The 18,186-nt window shown below is 71.9% G+C and carries 18 protein-coding genes; 12 read left to right on the top strand and 6 right to left on the bottom strand.

Annotated elements, in window-relative coordinates; all coding sequences use genetic code 11:
- Nucleotides 1–45 precede the first annotated feature (45 nt).
- Nucleotides 46–705, bottom strand: a complete 660-nt coding sequence (locus tag DEJ27_RS00525; RefSeq protein WP_110858587.1) for a FadR/GntR family transcriptional regulator — start codon at nucleotides 703–705, stop codon at nucleotides 46–48.
- Nucleotides 702–1,424: an SDR family oxidoreductase gene (locus tag DEJ27_RS00520; RefSeq protein WP_258369756.1), complete on the bottom strand. Its 723-nt coding sequence runs from the start codon at nucleotides 1,422–1,424 to the stop codon at nucleotides 702–704. Before DEJ27_RS00520 ends, DEJ27_RS00525 begins: the two co-directional genes overlap by 4 nt.
- A 45-nt stretch (nucleotides 1,425–1,469) precedes the next feature.
- Here DEJ27_RS00520 and DEJ27_RS00515 point away from each other — a divergent pair, with 45 nt between their 5' ends.
- The 7 genes from DEJ27_RS00515 to mnhG all read left to right on the top strand — a co-directional run bounded on the left by DEJ27_RS00515 (nucleotide 1,470) and on the right by mnhG (nucleotide 8,597).
- Complete coding sequence (locus DEJ27_RS00515; protein ID WP_110858585.1) at nucleotides 1,470–2,222, top strand: SDR family NAD(P)-dependent oxidoreductase; 753 nt, start codon at nucleotides 1,470–1,472, stop codon at nucleotides 2,220–2,222.
- A 101-nt stretch (nucleotides 2,223–2,323) separates the two neighbouring features.
- Entirely contained in the window at nucleotides 2,324–5,236 is a 2,913-nt protein-coding gene (locus DEJ27_RS00510; protein ID WP_111090116.1) for a Na+/H+ antiporter subunit A, read from the top strand.
- The gene (locus DEJ27_RS00505) at nucleotides 5,233–5,643 is read left to right on the top strand and encodes a Na(+)/H(+) antiporter subunit C (protein ID WP_110858583.1); all 411 of its coding nucleotides are present in this window, start codon (nucleotides 5,233–5,235) and stop codon (nucleotides 5,641–5,643) included. The genes DEJ27_RS00510 and DEJ27_RS00505 overlap by 4 nt, the downstream gene beginning before the upstream one ends.
- Nucleotides 5,640–7,331: a Na+/H+ antiporter subunit D gene (locus DEJ27_RS00500; protein WP_110858582.1), complete on the top strand. Its 1,692-nt coding sequence runs from the start codon at nucleotides 5,640–5,642 to the stop codon at nucleotides 7,329–7,331. Before DEJ27_RS00505 ends, DEJ27_RS00500 begins: the two co-directional genes overlap by 4 nt.
- Nucleotides 7,328–7,909 (top strand): Na+/H+ antiporter subunit E, encoded by a 582-nt coding sequence (locus tag DEJ27_RS00495; protein WP_110858581.1) that lies wholly within the window; start codon nucleotides 7,328–7,330, stop codon nucleotides 7,907–7,909. Before DEJ27_RS00500 ends, DEJ27_RS00495 begins: the two co-directional genes overlap by 4 nt.
- Nucleotides 7,906–8,244: a sodium:proton antiporter gene (locus tag DEJ27_RS00490; protein ID WP_110858580.1), complete on the top strand. Its 339-nt coding sequence runs from the start codon at nucleotides 7,906–7,908 to the stop codon at nucleotides 8,242–8,244. The genes DEJ27_RS00495 and DEJ27_RS00490 overlap by 4 nt, the downstream gene beginning before the upstream one ends.
- Nucleotides 8,241–8,597 carry a monovalent cation/H(+) antiporter subunit G gene (gene mnhG, locus DEJ27_RS00485; protein WP_071245814.1) on the top strand — a complete coding sequence of 119 codons (357 nt, stop codon included), beginning with the start codon at nucleotides 8,241–8,243 and terminating at the stop codon, nucleotides 8,595–8,597. The genes DEJ27_RS00490 and mnhG overlap by 4 nt, the downstream gene beginning before the upstream one ends.
- A gap of 93 nt (nucleotides 8,598–8,690) precedes the next feature.
- Here the strand turns inward: mnhG and DEJ27_RS00480 are convergent, their stop codons facing one another.
- Together DEJ27_RS00480 and mgrA are read right to left on the bottom strand one after the other, a co-directional pair.
- Nucleotides 8,691–9,953, bottom strand: a complete 1,263-nt coding sequence (locus DEJ27_RS00480) for an MFS transporter (RefSeq protein ID WP_110858579.1) — start codon at nucleotides 9,951–9,953, stop codon at nucleotides 8,691–8,693.
- Nucleotides 9,954–10,643: 690 nt separating this feature from the next.
- Complete coding sequence (gene mgrA, locus DEJ27_RS00470) at nucleotides 10,644–11,687, bottom strand: L-glyceraldehyde 3-phosphate reductase (protein WP_071245810.1); 1,044 nt, start codon at nucleotides 11,685–11,687, stop codon at nucleotides 10,644–10,646.
- Nucleotides 11,688–11,777: 90 nt separating this feature from the next.
- Here mgrA and DEJ27_RS00465 point away from each other — a divergent pair, with 90 nt between their 5' ends.
- The 3 genes from DEJ27_RS00465 to soxR are packed head-to-tail and all read left to right on the top strand — an operon-like array spanning nucleotide 11,778 to nucleotide 13,832.
- Nucleotides 11,778–12,233 (top strand): iron chaperone, encoded by a 456-nt coding sequence (locus tag DEJ27_RS00465; RefSeq protein WP_220032909.1) that lies wholly within the window; start codon nucleotides 11,778–11,780, stop codon nucleotides 12,231–12,233.
- Between the two features lie 2 nt (nucleotides 12,234–12,235).
- Nucleotides 12,236–13,279 carry a YdcF family protein gene (locus tag DEJ27_RS00460; RefSeq protein WP_258369755.1) on the top strand — a complete coding sequence of 348 codons (1,044 nt, stop codon included), beginning with the start codon at nucleotides 12,236–12,238 and terminating at the stop codon, nucleotides 13,277–13,279.
- Between the two features lie 10 nt (nucleotides 13,280–13,289).
- Nucleotides 13,290–13,832 (top strand): redox-sensitive transcriptional activator SoxR, encoded by a 543-nt coding sequence (gene soxR, locus DEJ27_RS00455; protein ID WP_110858576.1) that lies wholly within the window; start codon nucleotides 13,290–13,292, stop codon nucleotides 13,830–13,832.
- Here soxR and DEJ27_RS00450 read toward each other — a convergent pair.
- Entirely contained in the window at nucleotides 13,829–14,269 is a 441-nt protein-coding gene (locus DEJ27_RS00450) for a MarR family winged helix-turn-helix transcriptional regulator (protein WP_258369754.1), read from the bottom strand. The genes soxR and DEJ27_RS00450 overlap by 4 nt on opposite strands.
- A gap of 46 nt (nucleotides 14,270–14,315) precedes the next feature.
- On the opposite strand from DEJ27_RS00450, the gene DEJ27_RS00445 reads away from it, so the two are divergent.
- The gene (locus DEJ27_RS00445) at nucleotides 14,316–15,560 is read left to right on the top strand and encodes a multidrug effflux MFS transporter (protein WP_111032645.1); all 1,245 of its coding nucleotides are present in this window, start codon (nucleotides 14,316–14,318) and stop codon (nucleotides 15,558–15,560) included.
- Nucleotides 15,561–15,617: 57 nt separating this feature from the next.
- On the opposite strand, the gene DEJ27_RS00440 is transcribed toward DEJ27_RS00445, so the two are convergent.
- Nucleotides 15,618–16,325, bottom strand: a complete 708-nt coding sequence (locus tag DEJ27_RS00440) for a phosphatase PAP2 family protein (RefSeq protein WP_110858574.1) — start codon at nucleotides 16,323–16,325, stop codon at nucleotides 15,618–15,620.
- A gap of 98 nt (nucleotides 16,326–16,423) precedes the next feature.
- Between DEJ27_RS00440 and poxB the strand changes: the two genes are divergently transcribed.
- Complete coding sequence (gene poxB, locus DEJ27_RS00435; protein ID WP_110858573.1) at nucleotides 16,424–18,148, top strand: ubiquinone-dependent pyruvate dehydrogenase; 1,725 nt, start codon at nucleotides 16,424–16,426, stop codon at nucleotides 18,146–18,148.
- The last annotated feature ends 38 nt before the right edge of the window (nucleotides 18,149–18,186 follow it).

Raw genomic sequence — 18,186 nt, 5'->3', positions numbered from 1 at the left:
GAGGGGCACACCGGGGTCCATCCTCGCAGGTCCGGGGCGCTCCACTCACGTGCGGTCGACGATCGCCCGCATCGTCGAGGCTGCTTCGTCCGGACGACCGTCGAGGACGGCATCGGCGAGAGCGAGGTGGAGGCCGACGTCGTGCCGGTCCGGGCGGACGCTCCCGCGTTCGCGCAGCACCTGGCCGACGACCTGGTGCAGTCGTCGGTACAGCGCGTTGCCGGACAGGTCGAGCACGAGCGCGTGGAACCGCACGTCCGCGATCACGAAGTCGAGGCGGTCGTCGCGGGTCGCGGCGGCGGCGAGTTCGTCGGCGGTGGTGCGGAGGGCCTCCCGTCGGTCCGCGAACTCGTCGAGCGCTGCCCGCCGGGCTGCTGCGGCAGCAGCGGCGGGTTCGACCGCCGCACGCAGCTCACGGAGCTCGGCCGCCACGCGGTCACCGTCCGGGCCCCGCAGCCGCCACCGCACCACGCGCGGATCCAGGACGTCCCACTCCCGCATGCCGAGGACGGTCACGCCGACCCGCTGCCGCGCGGCGAGCAGGCCGAGGGCGACGAGGACTCGGACGGCCTCGCGGACGATGCTGCGACTGGCACCCGTCCAGGCCACCAGGTCGTCGATGCTCCGGCGGCTGCCCACGGCGACGGCACCGGAGACGACGGCGGCACCGACCTGGTCGAGGACCCGTTCGAAGGTGCTCGTCACCGCTGCGAGACAGGCGACAGCACGAGCTCGTCGATGCGCACGTGCGCCGGCGCCCCGAGCACGAACGCGACCGTCCGCCCCACGTCCTCCGGCTGGAGCATGCGCTGCCGGGCGGCCGCATCGGGGACCTCCGGCCGCTGGTCGAGGAAGTCCGTCGCCACGTCACCAGGACACAGGTGCGTGGCACGGACGCCGTGCTCGGCCTCCTGCTGGTTGAGCGTGCGGACGACCGAGGCGAGCGCGGACTTGCTCGCCGAGTACGCGACACCCGCTCCCGGCTGGAAGGACCACCCGGCGTACGACGACACCACGACGACCACGCCGCCGGCCACGCGGAGTGCCGGCAGCGAAGCGTCCACCAGCGTGACGACGGCGGTGAGGTTCGTGTCCACGATCGCGCGGAAGTCGGTGAGCGACTGGTCGTCCCACCGGCGTCGCGGGGCGTTGAGTCCGGCCGCCAGCACGAGCCCGTCGAGCCGGCCGTGCCGCTCGAGCACGGCGTCTCGCGCGGCGGTGACGGCGTCGGGGTCGTTCGCGTCGAGGGGCAGGACGTGCGCGGTTCCCCCCGCGCCGCGGACGGTGCGCGCGACCTGCTCGAGCCGGTCGGCACGACGTCCGCTGAGCACCACGGTCCAGCCGTCCCGCACCGCCGCCTCGGCACTCGCGGCTCCCATGCCGCTGCCTCCACCAGTGACCCAGAGCACACGCTGATCCGTCATGCTCGAATAGTATGCCTATTGAAGGCACCGACGACGGGAGCAACGATGCACCTCGACCTGACCGACCGAGTGGTCGTCGTGACCGGCGCAGCGCGCGGGATCGGCCGCACACTCGCCGACCGCTTCGTCAGCGAGGGGTGCCGCGTCGTCGCGCTCGACCTGGCCTTCGAGCCGGACTTCCCGCTCGACCACGTCGTGTGCAACGTCGCCGACCCGCAGTCGGTGCACGACGCCGTGGACGAGGTCGTCGGGCGGCACGGCACGATCGACGTGCTGGTCAACAACGCCGGCATCAACGTCACGGGCACCGTCGCCGAACTGGAGTGGGACGCCTGGCGACGCTGCATGGACGTCAACCTCGGCGGCACGTTCCTGATGAGCCAGGCCGTCGCTCCGGTGATGCAGGCGGCCGGACGCGGTCGGATCATCAACGCCGCCTCGTTCGCGGCGATCGTGCCCAGCGTCGGGAGCGCGGCCTACGCGGCGTCGAAGGCCGCCGTCGTCTCGTTCACCCGCGTCCTGGCGTCGGAGCTCGGCCCGTGGGGGATCACCGTGAACGCCTACGCACCGGGCATGGTGCCGACGGCGATGAACGGCTTCGCGACGATGCCGACCGAGGCGCAGGACCGCCTGCTCGACACGCTGTCGCTCCGCCGGTGGGAGACGCCGGACGACGTCGCCGACCTGCTCGTCTTCGTGGCGAGCGACGCTTCCGGGTACATCACCGGCACCCTGCTCGACGTCTCCGGCGGCAAGCTCGCGACGCAGATCCCGGCTCGCGCGCACGGCCGGACCTGAGCGGACTGCTGTCCGGCCGCACAGGTTCTCCACATGGGTCGCTTCGTAAGCTGTGAGAGCCCAGTGAGCCGGACTGCAGCCCGACCCCGAGGAGGTGCCCGATGGTCCTCGTCCTCGTCGCGTTCGCGATCGTCGCCCTGATCGTCCCCGCCCTGACCCCCGTCCTCGGCCGCCGCGTCTTCTACGTCGCGGCCCTCGCCCCCGCCGCGGCGGCGGTGCTGACGATCGCCCAGACCGACGCCGCCCTGCACGGCAGCGTCGTCGAACGGCACCGGTGGGTCCCCCAGCTCGACCTCGACGTCACGCTGCGGATGGACGCCCTGTCGTGGGTGCTCGCACTGGTCGTGTCGATCGTCGGCGCGTTGGTGCTGGTCTACTGCGCCTCGTACTTCGAGCGGGACGAACCCGGGCTCGGTCGGTTCGCCGGGGTCCTGACCGCCTTCGCCGGCTCGATGTACGGACTCGTGATCGCCGACGACGTCATCGTGCTGTTCGTCCTGTGGGAGGCCACGACGGTCTTCTCCTACCTGCTCATCGGGCACGACGCCGCGAAGCGTGCCAGTCGCGCCGCCGCCATGCAGGCCCTGGTCGTCACCACCGCCGGTGGTCTGGCGATGCTCGCGGGCCTCGTGATGCTCTCGGTCACGGCGGGCACGACCTCGCTGTCCGCGATCGTCGCCGATCCCCCGAGCGGCACGGTCGTCTCGGTGTCGGTGGTCCTGGTGCTGCTCGGAGCGCTCACGAAGTCGGCGATCGTGCCCTTCCACTTCTGGCTCCCCGCCGCGATGGCCGCACCGACCCCGGTCAGCGCGTACCTGCACGCCGCGGCGATGGTGAAGGCCGGCATCTACCTGGTGGCCCGGCTCGCGCCCGCGTTCGCGCTGCTCGACGGCTGGCGCGAGACGATCACACTGCTCGGCGTCGCCGGGATGCTCGTCGGCGGGTACCGGGCACTGCGGCAGACCGACCTCAAGCTCCTGCTCGCCTACGGCACCGTGGCCCAGCTCGGGTTCCTCGTGCTCGCCGCCGGCTGGGGTGCCCCCGCGGTCGCCCTCGGTGGGGTCGCACTCCTCGTGGCCCACGCCGCCTTCAAGTCGACGCTCTTCCTCGTGGTCGGCGCGATCGACCACATCACCGGCACGCGTGACCTCGGCCGGCTCAGCGGACTCGGGCGCGCCCGCCCGTGGCTGGCGGTCGTCGCGGTGCTCGCGCTGGTGTCGATGGCGGGGATCCCGCCGACGATCGGGTTCGTCGCGAAGGAAGCCGTGCTGACCGGGTTCACCGAGTCCCTGCACGGCCCCGACGCCGGCTGGGCCTGGTTCGCCCTGATCGGCGTGACGGTCGGTTCGGTGCTGACCGTGGCCTACTCGCTGCGGTTCCTGTGGGGCGCCTTCGCCCGCAAGCCCGGTGTCGCGACCACCGAGCCGCACGCCCTGCACGGCCTCGCCGTCGTGCCCTCGGTGCTCGCGCTGGCCGGGCTCGCACTCGGCCTGCTCACCCCGGTGGTCGCGCACGGCATCGAGCCCGCGGCGACGACCGCAGCGCTCGGCGGCGAGGAGGTCCCGCACCTCGCGCTCTGGCACGGCCTCGAGCCCGCGCTCGGTCTGTCCGCGATCACCCTCGTGGGGGGCCTCGCACTGTTCGCCCTGCGGCGTCCGGTCGAGGCGCTCCAGCACCGGCTCGCCGGGTTCCCGAGTGCCGCGGGCACCTACCGGCACGGCATGCGACTGCTCGACCGCGGAGCGACCGGACTCACCGCGAGCCTGCAACGCGGCTCGCTCCCCTACTACCTGACGGTGATCCTGTCGGTCTTCGTCGCCGGGGCGCTCGCCAACCTGGTGCTCGGCGGGCCGTGGGAGTTCCACGTCCGGTTCGCCGACACGTGGGGCCAGATCCCGGTGATGATCGTGATGTCGATCGCCGGCATCGCGGTGCTCACGGCGAAGACCCGGTTCGCCGCCGCGGTCCTGGTCGGCGTCACCGGCTACGGCCTCTCGGTGCTGTTCGTCCTGCACGGCGCCGTCGACCTCGCCCTGACGCAGCTCGTGGTCGAGACGGTCACCCTGATCGCCTTCGTCCTGGTCCTCCGACGGCTGCCCCCGCGCATCGCCACGACCAACCCGTCGCGGTTCCGGGTCGTGCGGGCACTCTTCGCCGGTCTGGCGGGGCTGACCCTGGCGATCGTCGTCGTCGTGGCCGCCTCCGCCCGCACGGCACGCCCCCTCTGGCCCGACCTGCCCGCGCTGACGAGCTCGTTCGGGCACGGTCTGAACGTCGTGAACGTCGCCCTCGTCGACCTGCGCGGCTGGGACACCCTCGGTGAGCTCACCGTCGTGGTCGCCGCAGCCACCGGCGTCGCCAGCCTGATCTTCGTGAACTCGCGCGAGGACACCCTGCCCCGGTTGCGGGACCTGCCGGAGACCCTGACCGCGAACGGCGAGCGCACCGACGGTGAGCCACGCGCCTGGCTACCGACGAGCGCCGCGATCCCGACCGGCCGCTCGGCCCTGCTCGACGTGGTCGTCCGACTGCTGTTCCACGGCCTGATCGTGCTGTCGCTCTACCTGCTGTTCGCGGGCCACAACTCGGCAGGTGGCGGGTTCGCCGGAGGCCTGGTCGCCGGCATCGCCCTCGCGGCCCGCTACCTGGCCGGCGGTCCCGCCGAACTCGGCGCCGCGGCCCCGGTGCGCGCCGGTCGCCTGCTCGGCCTGGGTGTCGCGACGGCCGCCATCACGGCGATCGTGCCGCTGTTCTTCGGTCGCGAAGCCCTGTACTCCGAGTTCTTCGAGGCAACCGTCCCGATCCTCGGACACGTCGAGTTCGTCACCGCGACGTTCTTCGACATCGGCGTGTACCTGGTCGTCGTCGGCCTGGTGCTCGACGTCCTCCGCAGCCTCGGCGCCGAGGTCGACCGGCAGCGCCTCGAGGACGCCTCGACCCCGACCCGCGACACCACCGAGGAGTCCGTCAGCGACACCCTCGATGCCCCCACCCCGGAAGGGAGCGCCACATGACCGTCACCCTCGTCCTCGTGATCGCCATGGCGGTGCTGTTCTCGTGCGGCGTCTACCTGCTGCTCGAACGCTCCCTGACCCGGATGCTCCTCGGCTTCCTGCTGCTCGGCAACTCCCTCAACCTGTTGCTGCTGGTGATGTCCGGCGCCGCGGGCGACCCGCCGATCGGCACGAGCGCCGAGAACATCACCGACCCGCTCCCCCAGGCGTTCGCCCTGACCGCGATCGTGATCACCTTCGCCGTGAGCGCGTTCCTGCTGGCCCTGATCCACCGGTCGTGGCAGCTGTCCCGCGCCGACGAGGTCGAGGTCGACGAGGCCGACGCCGCCATCGGCCGTGACCGCGACGAGCCGGCCGACGAGGACCCGGAGACCACCACCGACGCAGAACAGGAGGCGACCCGATGACCTGGCTCGTCCCGCTCCTCGTCCTCGTCCCGCTGCTCGGTGCCGCGGTCGCGCTCGGACTCCTCCGCCACCAGAAGCTCCAGCGTGCGATCACCGTCGTGGTGCTCGTCGTGGCGCTGGCCGTGGCCGCCACGCTCATGGTCCTGGTCGACCGGCACGGCACGATCGTGGTGCAGGTCGGCGGCTGGGACGCCCCGTACGGCATCTCGCTCGTCGTCGACCGGCTGAGCGCCCTGCTGCTCACCGTCAGTGCGAGCGTCCTGCTGCTCGTCCTGCTGTTCTCGATCGGGCAGGGCCTGGCCGCCGACGACGAGGACGCCCCGGTCACGATCTTCTACCCGACGTACCTGGTGCTGGCCGCCGGCGTGCTCGACTCGTTCATCGCGGGTGACCTGTTCAACCTGTACGTGGCGTTCGAGATGCTGCTGGTGGCGAGCTACGTGCTCATCACCCTGGGCGGCAGCGAGCAGCGCGTCCGGGCCGGCACGACGTACATCGTCACGAGCCTGATCGCGTCGGCGATCTTCCTCGCCGCCATCGGTCTGGTCTACGGCGCCACCGGCACGGTGAACATCGCCCAGATCAGCGAGCGCGTCGCCGACCTGCCGGAGCACGTCCAGCTGCTCCTGCACACGATGCTGCTGATCGGGTTCGGCATCAAGGCGGCCGTGTTCCCGCTGGCGTTCTGGCTGCCGGACTCGTACCCGACGGCCCCGGCGCCGGTCACCGCGGTCTTCGCGGGCCTGCTGACCAAGGTCGGCATCTACGCGATCATCCGGCTCGAGACGGTGATCTTCCCGCGACCACAGCTCAACGAGGTGCTGCTCGTCGTCGCCGCACTGACGATGGTGGTCGGGGTGCTCGGCGCGGTGTCGCAGACCGACGTGAAACGGCTGCTGTCCTTCACGCTGATCAGCCACATCGGCTTCATGGTGATGGGCGTCGGCCTCGGCACCGTCGCGGGCACGGCGGCCGCGGTGTTCTACACGGTGCACCACATCGTCGTGCAGACCACGCTGTTCCTGGTGTCCGGCCTGATGGAGCGTGTCGGCGGGACGACCTCGACCCGGTCGCTCGGCGGACTACTGAAGGCCGCACCGCTGCTGGCCGCCCTGTACCTGATCCCCGCGTTCAACCTGGGCGGGATCCCGCCGTTCTCCGGCTTCATCGGCAAGCTCGGTCTGTTCCGCGCCGCCGCCGAGGACGGTTCCCCGATGGCGTACGTCACCATCGGCGCCGGCGTCGTCACCTCGCTGCTCACCCTGTACGCGCTCATGCGGGTCTGGGACGCCGCCTTCTGGCGGCCGAAGCCGGCGGCCGAGGCCGCCGCCCCGCACGCGACGAGCGCCGAACCGCACGCCCACCTGCGGTCGCCGGAACCGGCTCCGCTCACCGTCTCCGAGGAGACGGGCGAGGCGTACCACCCGGGAGGCTCGGTGGCGGTCACCGACGCACCGCACGCGACCCGTGCCTCCAGTCCGACCACCGGCGCGACCGAGGCGATCGGCGAGGCTCCCGAGAAGGTGCGCCTGCCGCGCATGCTCGTCGGCGTGACCACCGTCGCGGTGCTCGGGTCCGTCGCCCTGACCGTCGTCGCCGGCCCGCTCTACGGCTACGCGACCCGCGCAGCGGAGTCGCTGGAGTCGCCCGACCGCTACGTGCAGGCCGTGCTCGGAGGTGAACGATGACCGACGTCCGCCGCATCTCCAACGCCAGGCGGATCGCGCTGGCGTGGCGCTACGACGTGCCCCTCGTCGCGGGGCTCACCGTGCTCTGGGCGCTGCTCTGGGGGTCGTGGACCCCGCTGACGCTGCTGTGCGGCATCGTCGTGGCGCTCCTCGTCACCCAGGCGCTGCCGCTCCCGCCGGTCCCGCTGTCCGCACGGTTCTCGATCGTGCACGTGCTGCGGTTCCTGGTCGTGTGGTCCGGGCTCGTCGTCGTGGCGTCTTTCCGGGTCGCGTGGGTCGCGTTCCGTCCCCGCGGTGTGCGGCGCAGCTCGATCACGCTCGTGCAGCTGCACTCCACGTCCGAGATGACCTTCACGCTGGCCACCCTCGCGATCTCGCTCGTGCCCGGCTCGTACGTCGCCGACGTGGACCTGCGGCGCCGTCGCCTGCTGATCCATGTGCTCGACACCGAGCGCCTGGATCAGGTCGAGGACGAACGCCGCGTCGCACTCCGGATCGAGGCCATGGTCATCCGCGCACTGGGGTCGAAGCAGGACGTCTCCGAGCTGTCCGAGCCGCTGCCGGAGGTGACCCGGTGAGCCCCGCCGTCGTCGTGACGGGGATCGCGATCGTGCTCGTCCTCGCCCTGCTGGGTGCCACCCTGGCCCTGGCGGTCTACCGGATCGTGCGCGGGCCGACCATCCTCGACCGCATGATCGGCTCCGACATGGTGCTGACCACCGTGCTCGTGGTGATCGCCGCCGCGATGGTCATCCGCCAGGACCTGACCGGCATCCCCGTGCTCGTGGTGATCTCGGCGACGAGTGTGTTCGCCACGGTCGCCGTGGCCCGGGCCGTCACCCCCTCGGCGGATCCGTCCGACGAGGGACTGACCGTCACCACCCCCGAGCGTGCCGAGGAGGACCAGCCGTGATCGAGATCATCGAGTCGTTCGTGGACGACGCCGGCATCCGCGCCTGGATCGCCATCGGGCTGCTGCTCGTCGGGTCGCTGCTGTCGCTCGGTGCGGGGGTCGGCATCGTCCGGTTCCCGGACCCGCTCGTCCGTCTGCACGCGATGGCGAAGCCGCAGGTGCTCGGGCTCGCGCTCGCGCTGGCCGCCATCGTCGTCGCGGTGTGGACGTGGACGGCGTTCTGGGTCGTGCTGCCGATCATGGTGTTCCAGCTGTTCCTGGTGCCGGTGTCGACGCACATGATCGCCCGCGCCGGGCTGCGCGCCGACGACTACCGGCACGAGGACCTGCTCGTCGACGACACCGAGTCCTGAGCGTTCGCGAGCCTCGTCCATTCCCTTGACGGACCGGAGGCCCGTGGCGGCGTCGCCACGGGCCTCCCGTCCGTCAGGCGCTCACGTTCGCGGTCAGGCGGTCGCGACCCGACGCGGGAGCTGCAGGTTGAGGACGGCGGCGACCACGACGATCGCGGCGGAGACCGCCGGCAGCAGCATCGCTGCGGCGGTGCCGTGGTGCTCGGCGACGTCACCGGTGATGGCGGAGGCGATCGACTGGCCGACGATGACGGCGGACCCGAGGATCGTCATGGTGGTGGCGGACCGGCCGACGGGTGACCGGTCCGAACCGAGGCTGTACTGGGCGACCAGGGTGGGTCCGATCCCGATGCCCATGACCGCGAGGACGACGCCCGCGGCGACGACGGAGTCGGCGCCGGCGAACGCGACCGCACCGGCGAGGAGCACGACGCCGAAGACGAGCCAGCGCCAGCCGAGGCCGAAGGCCCGGGGGAACGCCGCGGACCCGAGTGCCAACCCGGCGGAACCGATGCCCATCAGGCCGTAGAGCAGGCCGGCCTGCGAGGCCTCGCCGTGGGTCTCCATGAACGCCGTCAGCGAGGTGAGGGTCGAGCCGAAGAACAGGCCGATGCCGAGGATGCCGACGACCACGACGACGAGCCGCGGGCGCAGCAGCTGCCGTGCGGGTGCCTGCGTCGACTCCGCGTGCTGGCCGACCACGAGCTTGCCGGTCGGGTGCAGCGCGAACGCCGTGACGAACACGAACGTCAGGACCGAGGCGCCGGCGACGGCCACCCACGGGGCGATCGCGCTGGCGAGGATGCCGACCAGGAACGGGCCGATGATGAACACGGTCTCGTCGGCGGCGGACTCGTAGGCCATGGTGCCGCTGAGGGTCTTCTCGCGCCGCGCCGGGGCCATTCGCTGCCGGATGATCGCGACGAGCCGCGTGCGGGACATCGGGGCGACCTGCGGGGCCGAGGCGCCGATGCAGAACGCGACGGCGAGCACGGCGAGGTCGGGCGCGGTGCCGCTGACGACGAACGGGAAGAACCCGAGCAGCGCCGCGTTCACCAGGCCGACGGGGACGAGCACCGCCCGCTGGCCGAAGCGGTCCGCCGCGGCGCCGACCATCGGGCCGAAGATCGCGGATCCGATGCCGACGGCGGCGGAGTTGATGCCGCCGAGGGCGACGGAGTCACGGGCGGCGACGACGAAGGTCAGGACGCCGACCACCATCATCGCGAACGGGAGCCGGGCGATGAACGCCACGGGGAAGTACCAGCGCCCGGCGAGCGAGACGAGCGAGCGGTCCGGAGCGGGCGGGGCGTCGCTGGTGGGCGGAGTGTCGCCGGTGGAACGGGTCTGGAGCATTGGGGTGTGCCTTCTCGGCCCGCCCGGTTCGGTGGCGGCGGACCCATCGGGTGCCGCCGTTGTCCGCCGGGGAGCCGGCGGCCGGTAGATACACACTGCGTGTTGTCGAACGCTGTCGATGGTACCAATCGGCCGCCGCGCACCGGAGGAGTTCGCTCCGGGCGCCGTCCCGCCGGTCACGACACCCCGTTGGCCGTCCGCGGTGCGGTCGCAGACCGTCGCCTGCGGCACCGCCAGCCGACACTTCATGACCGGTCGGCACGCGGCCCGCGACGTGTCGCGACCGGTCGACGGACGGGAGGCGCGTGACGGGGCGCCCCGCGCCTCCCGGCCGCCGCGCCACGCGCCCAGGGCCCCCGCACCGGTCACGACACCCCGTCGGCCGTCCGCGGTGCGGTCGCGGACCGTCGCCTGCGGTGCCGCCAGCCGACACTTCGTGACCGGTCGGCACGCGGCCCACGACGTGTCGCGACCGGTCGACGGACGGGAGGCGCGTGACGGGGCGCCCCGCGCCTCCCGGCCGCCGCGCCACGCGCCCAGGACCCCCGCACCGGTCACGACACCCCGTCGGTCGTCCGCGGTGCGGTCGCAGACCGTCGCCTGCGGCGCCGCCAGCCGACACTTCGTGACCGGTCGGCACACGACCCGCGACGTGTCGTGACCGGGCCGCCGCGCCCCGTGGCGCTCGGGTCAGGAGACCTCGCCCGCGCGGGCTCCCGCCCACAGGTCGACGTCCGTGATGCCGACGGAGTGCTCGTCGATGACACGGAGCTCCTCGTCGGTGAACGAGGTGTTCGACAGCGCGGCGACGTTGTCCTCGAGCTGCGACACCCGCGAGGCACCGATCACGAGTGAGGTCACCCGCTCGTCGCGGAGCGCCCAGGCGAGGGCGAGCTGCGCGAGGGACTGTCCGCGCGCGGCCGCGACGTCGTTCAGGGCACGGAGGTGCTCGACGACCTCGGGCGTGATGCTCGACGCGTCGAGGGACTTGCCCGCTGCCGCCCGGGAGTCCTCGGGCACACCGTTCAGGTACTTGCCGGTCAGGAGCCCCTGTGCCAGCGCGGTGAAGCCGATGACGCCGAAGCCGAGCTCGCCGGCGGCGTCGAGCAGCCCCTCGGTCTCGATCCAGCGGTTGAGCATCGAGTACGAGGGCTGGTGGATGAGGAGCGGCGTACCGAGGTCGCGGAGGATCTCGGCTGCCTGACGGCTGCGCTCGGCGTCGTACGACGAGATCCCGACGTACAGCGCCTTGCCCTGCTGGACCGCGGTGTGCAGGGCGCCCATCGTCTCCTCGAGCGGGGTCGAGGCGTCGAGACGGTGCGAGTAGAAGACGTCGACGTAGTCCAGGCCCGTGCGCTGCAGCGACTGGTCGAGCGAGGCGAGCACGTACTTGCGCGAGCCACCGCCCTGCCCGTACGGCCCCGGCCACATGTCCCAGCCGGCCTTCGTCGAGATGACCATCTCGTCGCGGTAGGGCCGGAAGTCCTCACGCATCAGGCGGCCGAAGTTCACCTCGGCGGCTCCGTACGGCGGGCCGTAGTTGTTCGCGAGGTCGTGGTGGGTGATCCCGAGGTCGAACGCCCGGCGGCTGATGGCACGCTGGTTCTCGAAGGGCATGTCGTCCCCGAAGTTGTGCCAGTACCCCAGGGAGAGCAGCGGCAGGTCGAGGCCCGAGCGGCCGGTCCGGCGGTACGTCATCGAGTCGTAGCGGTCGTCACTGGCGATGTAGGTCATGGGACGAGCCTGGCACTCGATCGGGCCCCGGCCTCGCATGCTTCGCTTCGCGGACCCATGATGGGTGCACGAGACCACGAGGAGACGACGATGGCACGGACGACGAAGACCGAGACCACCTTCACCGACGAGGAGCGTGCGGCGATGCAGGAGCACGCCGCGGAGGTCAAGCGCGCCCGCGGCACGAGGGGCACCAAGGCCGAGAAGGCAGCGGCCGACGCGGCTGCGGTCGAGGCGAAGATCGCCGAGATGTCCCAGTCGGACCGGGGGCTGGCGGAGCGCATCCACCGCATCGCGCTCGAGGTCGCGCCCGAGCTCGCGCCGAAGCTCTGGTACGGCATGCCCGCCTACGCACGGGACGGCAAGGCGGTGTTCTTCTTCCAGGACGCCGCGAAGTTCAAGGCCCGCTACGCGACGCTCGGGTTCCAGGACTCGGCCGCGCTCGACGACGGCACGTTCTGGCCGACGTCGTGGGCGATCAGCCCCGAGTTCTCCGAGGCCGACGAGGCACGGGTGGCCGACCTGATCCGTCGCGCGGTCGGCTGACGGTGCTCGGGCTGGGCGCCGCTCCGGTCTTCGCCCTGCTGTTCCTGGTGCTGTACGTCCTGGGGCGGCGACGTGACCCGCGGATGCTCCGCAACGGGGTGTTCCTGACGGCGGCCGTGCTGTTCGGGCTCGCGACGGTCGTGGCCGTGCTGACCAGGGTGGTCCCCGGGTTCAGCCTGCTCGTCGCCGTGGTGCTGCTGCTCGTGCCGCTGGCCGTCGTGGTGCTCGGGGTCGCCCTGGTCGCGAACGGCCTGCAGATGCTCCGGGCCGAGGGGCGCAGCGTCGGCAACCTGCTGTCGCTCGCTGCCGGGGTGGCGGTGTTCGTGCTGCCGGCGGTCGCCATCGCCCTGCTCGTCTCGGGCAGCGGCGAGGGCTTCACACTGTGGGACGGCACGAAGATCGCGATCGCCGTGCTGATGGTGTTCGTCTGCGGGTACTTCGCGCTGTCGCTGGTCGCGTTCGCCCTGTACTCCGTGGTCTACGGGCGGACGCGGCACGGCATCGTCCCCGACACGATCGTGGCCCTCGGCTCCGGGCTCGTGCACGGGGAGGTCCCGCCCCTGCTGCAGAGCCGGCTCGACCGGGCGCTCGGCGTCTACCGGGCCGAACGGGCGGCCGGACGCCGCCCGCTCCTCGTGCCGTCCGGCGGACAGGGCGACGACGAACCCCGCCCCGAGGGCACCGCGATGGCCGAGTACCTGGTGGCGCACGGTGCCGACCCGGACGACGTCGTCGCGGAAACCGCGTCGCGCAACACCCGTGAGAACCTCCGGTTCTCGCGGGACGTGCAGACGGCCGCCGGCCGGGACGGCCAGATGGTCGTGGTCACGAACAACTACCACGTGCTGCGGGCCGCGACCCTGGCCCGTCGCCTCGACCTGCCCGCCCAGGTCGTCGGTGCTCGCACGGCGGCCTACTACGTGCCGAGTGCGTTCCTGCGGGAGTTCGCCGCGGTGATCGTCGAGCACCGCTGGCTCAACGTGGTCGCCTGCACGCCGTTCGTGCTGTTCACCGGGTTCCTGCTCTGGGAGTCGTTCCAGCAGTAGAATCTCCACCATGGTCGAGATCTCGGCGCCGCGGCCGACCGACCTGCTGCCCATCGGCGAGATCGTCCGCCGCACGGGGGTCGCCGCCTCGGCCCTGCACTTTTACGAGCGCAAGGGCCTGATCCACCCGGAGCGCACTGACGGCGGCACGCGGATGTACCCGCGGCACGTCGAACGGCGGATCGCGATCATCCAGGTGGCCAAACGCCTCGGCATCCCGCTCAGCGAGGTCGCCGAGCAGTTCGAGGCGCTGCCCGCCGACCGCATGCCCTCGCTGCGCGACTGGAACCGGTTGAACGAACGGTGGCGCGCACGGCTGCGGGCCCGCCAGCTCGAGCTCGAGCGCCTGCAGCAGGAGATGACGCAGTGCATCGGCTGCGGGTGCGTCTCGCTCGGGGCCTGCTCGGTGGTGAACCCGGGCGATGCCCTGGGCGACGAGGGGCACGGAGCGCGTCGCCTGCTGCCGATCCAGGACGAGGCGGCCGACGATGCCGACACCGCTGCCGACGACGCAGCTGCTGCCGCCGACGCCGCCGCGGACGCCGTCGCCTAGCCCGCGCGGAGCCCGTCGTCGATCCGCTGCAGCAGCTCCAGCGCCTCGACCGCACCCCGTTCGTCGCCGCCGAGGGCCGTGCGGAGCTTGCCGGACCAGTGCCGGTGGAGCCGGTCGACGCTCTCCTGGGCCAGGGCGGTCGAGTGCAGCTGCACGGTCCGGGCGTCCGCCGGGTCCTGGCGCCGCTCGACCATGCCCTTCGACACGAGCGACCGGAGTGCGACGCTGAGGTTGCTGCGCTGCAGGGCGGTCGCCTCGGCGGTGGCACTGGGCGAGGTGCCGGGATTGCGGTTGATCCAGCGCATCACGAGCGCTTCGGTGCCGGTCAGCGGCACGATGTCGAGGGTCTCGGAGCCGTGTGGATCGATGTCACGCGCGATCCGGAGCAGGACGTCCGCGAACTCGGCGAGGACGTGGTCGGACACGGCGGAGTGCATGACCGTACTGTACCGATCTCCGGCGATGAGTTATGCTTTCATAACCATGACCACGGACACCGGAACCATCCGCGCGACGATCGCGACACCCACGACCAAGCAGCAGGGCATCACGACCGCGCTGCTCCTGGTGCTCGGCCTGCTCAGTGCCGTCGCCCCCTTCGCCACCGACCTGTACCTGCCGGCGTTCCCGCAGATGACCACCGAGCTCGGGGCGAGCGCGACCGCCGTCCAACTCACCCTCACCGCGTTCCTGGTGGGCGTGACCGCGGGCCAGCTCGTGTTCGGTCCGCTGTCCGACCGGTTCGGCCGCGTGCCGCCGCTCATCGCCGGTGCCGCGGTGTGCGTGCTCGCCAGCATCGCCGCGGTGCTCGCGCCGAACATCGGCGTGCTCATCGCGGCCCGCCTGCTGCAGGGCCTCGGCGGCGCGGCCGGCATGGTGATCAGCCGTGCGGTCATCTCCGACCTGGCGACCGGCAAGTCCGCAGCCCGCGCGTTCTCGCTCATGATGATCGTCGGCGGGGTCGCCCCGGTCGTCGCACCGCTGCTCGGCGGCCTGCTCACCGGCCCGATCGGCTGGCGCGGCCTGCTCTCGATCGTGCTCGGCCTGTCGGTCGTCATGCTCATCGCGGTCCTCGCCGTGATCCGCGAGACCCACCTGAAGGAACACCGCGACGCCCTGCGTGCGGAACGCCGTGGCTCCGGCTCGGCCCTGCGTGCCCTGCGCTCCCGCACGTTCCTCGGCTACACCGCGGTGTTCGGCTTCGCGTTCGCCGTGATGATGGCCTACATCTCCGCGTCGCCGTTCCTGTACCAGGACATGATCGGCTTCGGCACGGTCGGCTACGGCCTGGCCTTCGGGCTGAACGCCCTGGCGCTCATGGGCGTCAGCATCCTGTCCGCCAAGCTCACCGCGACCCGTTCGGTGACGGGCGTGCTGTCGCTCGGCATCGTGCTGGTGCTCGCGTCGACCGTGGCGTTCGCGCTGCTCGTCGTCTCCGGGGCGCCGGTCATCTGGCTCGCCGTGCCGCTGTTCACCGCGGTCGGTTCGCTCGGCCTGGTGCTCGGCAACGCCACGGCACTCGCTCTCGGTGCCGTGCCGTCGGCCGCTGGCAGCGCCTCGGCCGTGCTCGGTGCCCTGCAGTTCGGGCTCGCGGCGCTCGTGTCCCCGCTCGTCAGCATCGGCGGCTCGGACACCGCGGCGCCGCTGGCGATCGTGATGCTCGCCGCGGCCGTGGTGGCCGTCGTGGCGCTGCTCGCCGCGCGGGGCCGGACCAGCACGCTCCGCTGACCCGGAACGGCACCACCCGCTGGCCCACCCGGACCAGCCCACCCCGGACCCCCGGCGTCAGCCCCGCCCCGGCCGCAGGAACGGCACCCGCGGCATGAGCCAGTCGACCCACACCACCCGGACCCCCGGCGCCACGGCCAGTGCCCACAGGATCGAGGCGGCAGCGTCGGTCGGGTAGTGGACCGCGTCGATCGACACCGCGAAGAACACGACCACGATGGCCACGACCCCGAGCGTCAGCGCGAGCCGGTGCCACCGGGTCTCGCGGAGCAGCCAGATCAGGGCGATGACGAACGCCGTGATGTAGACGGTGTGCCCGCTCGGGTACCCGGGGTCGGGCTGCACGGGGAACGGGTGCGGCAGCACGGCGACGTCGGGCCGGGCGCGGTGCACGATCTCCTTCACGATCGCGGACGGCACCCACGTGATCGCGATGGTGCCGCCGAACGCCAGGGCGGGTCGCAGGTCTCGCGTGCGCCACCAGACCACGGCGACGACGACGACCGTGATCCCGATCGCCGGTGCCGGACTGATCACGTGGTAGACCGCCGTGCTGAACGCCCCGACGAACCCGGTGTGCAGCGCGTTGAGGGCCTTCGACAGCCCGAGGTCCACCGTGCCGAGGGTGAACCCGACGATGGTGATGACGACGACCGCGATGACGGCGATCGCCACCGAGACGAGCGGGTACGGCGAGCGCTCCAGGATCCCATACGTGGCTGGCTCCCGTCGGCGGGGACGGAGGAGCGGCGCGTCGTCGGTCATCCGGTCATCGTCGCAGCCCAAGCTCGACAGGCAGGGGCGAGCGGGCCTCACGATGATCCGAAAGCGTTCAGCGCAGCGGTCGCGAGTAGACAGGGCACATGCCAACCGTTGCCGAGAACATCGTCGCCACCCTCCGGGCCAACGACATCCACCGGGTCTACGGTCTGCCCGGGGACTCCCTGAACGGCTTCACCGACGCCCTGCGCAAGGACGGCACGATCCGGTGGGAGCACGTCCGTCACGAGGAGGCAGCCGCGTTCGCCGCCTCTGCCGAGGCCGCCCTGACCGGTGACCTGACCGTCTGCGCCGGCAGCTGCGGGCCCGGCAACCTGCACCTGGTCAACGGCCTGTACGACGCGAACCGTTCGCGGGTGCCCGTGCTGGCGATCGCGGCGCACATCCCCACGGCGGAGATCGGCTCCGGCTACTTCCAGGAGACCCACCCGCAGGAGCTGTTCCGTGAGTGCTCCGTCTACGTCGAGTACGTCGCCGACCCGGTGCAGATGCCCCGCCTGCTCGAGATCGCGATGCGCGAGGCGATCGAGAAGCGCGGCGTCGCGGTCCTCGTGATCCCGGGCGACGTCCTGCTCGCCGAGGCGAAGGACGACCGCGCCACTCGCATCGAGCGGGCCACCCCGCGCATCGTGCCGAGCGAGGCCGAGCTGCAGCGCACCGCCGACCTGCTGAACGGTGCCGACCGGATCACGATCCTGGCCGGAGCCGGCGTCGCGGACGCCCACGACGAGGTCGTCGCCCTGGCCGAGCGACTGCAGGCCCCGATCGTGCACGCGCTGCGCGGCAAGGAGCACATCGAGTACGACAACCCGTACGACGTCGGCATGACGGGGCTGCTCGGCTTCGCGTCCGGGTACCGCGCGATGGAGGACGCCGACGTCGTGCTCATGCTCGGCACGGACTTCCCGTACCAGCAGTTCTTCCCGGCCGAGGCGAAGCACGTGCAGGTCGACATCCGAGGCTCGCAGCTCGGCCGGCGGCACCCCGTCGACATCGGGCTGGTCGGCACCGTCAAGGACACCGCCCTCGCGCTCCTCCCGCTGCTGACCGGCTCGCACCCGACGAAGCACCTGGAGGACTCGCTCGGGCGCTACCGGAAGACCCGCGAGAAGCTCGACGACCTGGCCGTGCCCGCCGGCAGGAAGAAGCCGCTGCACCCGCAGTACGTCACCCGGGTGCTGGACCGGCTCGCCGCCGAGGACGCCGTCTTCATCCCCGACGTCGGCTCCCCCGTCGTCTGGGCCTCGCGCTACCTCACCATGAACGGCAAGCGCCGACTGATCGGCTCGTTCGTGCACGGCACGATGGCGAACGCCGTCCCGCAGGCGATCGGTGCGCAGACGGCGTACCCGGACCGGCAGGTGATCGCTCTTGCCGGTGACGGCGGGCTGACGATGCTCCTCGGTGAGCTCATCACGATCGTGCAGAACAAGCTCCCGGTGAAGATCGTCGTGTTCGACAACTCGTCGCTCAACTTCGTCGAGCTCGAGATGAAGGCCGCCGGCTTCGTGAACTACGGCACCGAGCTGCAGAACCCGGACTTCGCCGCCGTCGCCGAGGCGATCGGCATCAAGGGGTTCCACGTCGACGTGTCCGACGACTTCGAGGACGCGATGGCCGCCGCGCTCGCGCACGACGGCCCCGCGCTCGTGTCGGTCCGCGCGAACCGCCAGGAACTGTCCATGCCCCCGGCGGTCACCCTGGAGCAGGCGAAGGGCTTCACGCTCTACGCCATCCGCACGGTGCTGTCGGGCCGCGGCGACGAGCTGCTGGACCTCGCGTCCACCAACGCGCGCCAGCTGCTGTAGACGCGACCGGACGACGGCCAGGAGGCCCGTGGCGGCGC

Source organism: Curtobacterium sp. MCPF17_018 (assembly GCF_003234135.1).
In the GTDB taxonomy this organism is placed as follows: domain Bacteria; phylum Actinomycetota; class Actinomycetes; order Actinomycetales; family Microbacteriaceae; genus Curtobacterium; species Curtobacterium flaccumfaciens.
The sequence above is the reverse complement of the archived record's forward strand: the minus strand, read 5'-3'. Positions and strand labels throughout refer to the sequence as shown.

Excerpts from the sequence above, each read along its gene's own strand:
- DEJ27_RS00520 (WP_258369756.1), bottom strand. The coding sequence starts at position 1,424 with ATGACGGATCAGCGTGTGCTCTGGGTCACTGGTGGAGGCAGCGGCATG.
- DEJ27_RS00515 (WP_110858585.1), top strand. The coding sequence starts at position 1,470 with ATGCACCTCGACCTGACCGACCGAGTGGTCGTCGTGACCGGCGCAGCG.
- DEJ27_RS00510 (WP_111090116.1), top strand. The coding sequence starts at position 2,324 with ATGGTCCTCGTCCTCGTCGCGTTCGCGATCGTCGCCCTGATCGTCCCC.
- DEJ27_RS00505 (WP_110858583.1), top strand. The coding sequence starts at position 5,233 with ATGACCGTCACCCTCGTCCTCGTGATCGCCATGGCGGTGCTGTTCTCG.
- DEJ27_RS00500 (WP_110858582.1), top strand. The coding sequence starts at position 5,640 with ATGACCTGGCTCGTCCCGCTCCTCGTCCTCGTCCCGCTGCTCGGTGCC.
- DEJ27_RS00495 (WP_110858581.1), top strand. The coding sequence starts at position 7,328 with ATGACCGACGTCCGCCGCATCTCCAACGCCAGGCGGATCGCGCTGGCG.
- DEJ27_RS00480 (WP_110858579.1), bottom strand. The coding sequence starts at position 9,953 with ATGCTCCAGACCCGTTCCACCGGCGACACTCCGCCCACCAGCGACGCC.
- mgrA (WP_071245810.1), bottom strand. The coding sequence starts at position 11,687 with ATGACCTACATCGCCAGTGACGACCGCTACGACTCGATGACGTACCGC.
- DEJ27_RS00465 (WP_220032909.1), top strand. The coding sequence starts at position 11,778 with ATGGCACGGACGACGAAGACCGAGACCACCTTCACCGACGAGGAGCGT.
- soxR (WP_110858576.1), top strand. The coding sequence starts at position 13,290 with ATGGTCGAGATCTCGGCGCCGCGGCCGACCGACCTGCTGCCCATCGGC.
- DEJ27_RS00450 (WP_258369754.1), bottom strand. The coding sequence starts at position 14,269 with ATGCACTCCGCCGTGTCCGACCACGTCCTCGCCGAGTTCGCGGACGTC.
- DEJ27_RS00445 (WP_111032645.1), top strand. The coding sequence starts at position 14,316 with ATGACCACGGACACCGGAACCATCCGCGCGACGATCGCGACACCCACG.
- DEJ27_RS00440 (WP_110858574.1), bottom strand. The coding sequence starts at position 16,325 with ATGACCGACGACGCGCCGCTCCTCCGTCCCCGCCGACGGGAGCCAGCC.
- poxB (WP_110858573.1), top strand. The coding sequence starts at position 16,424 with ATGCCAACCGTTGCCGAGAACATCGTCGCCACCCTCCGGGCCAACGAC.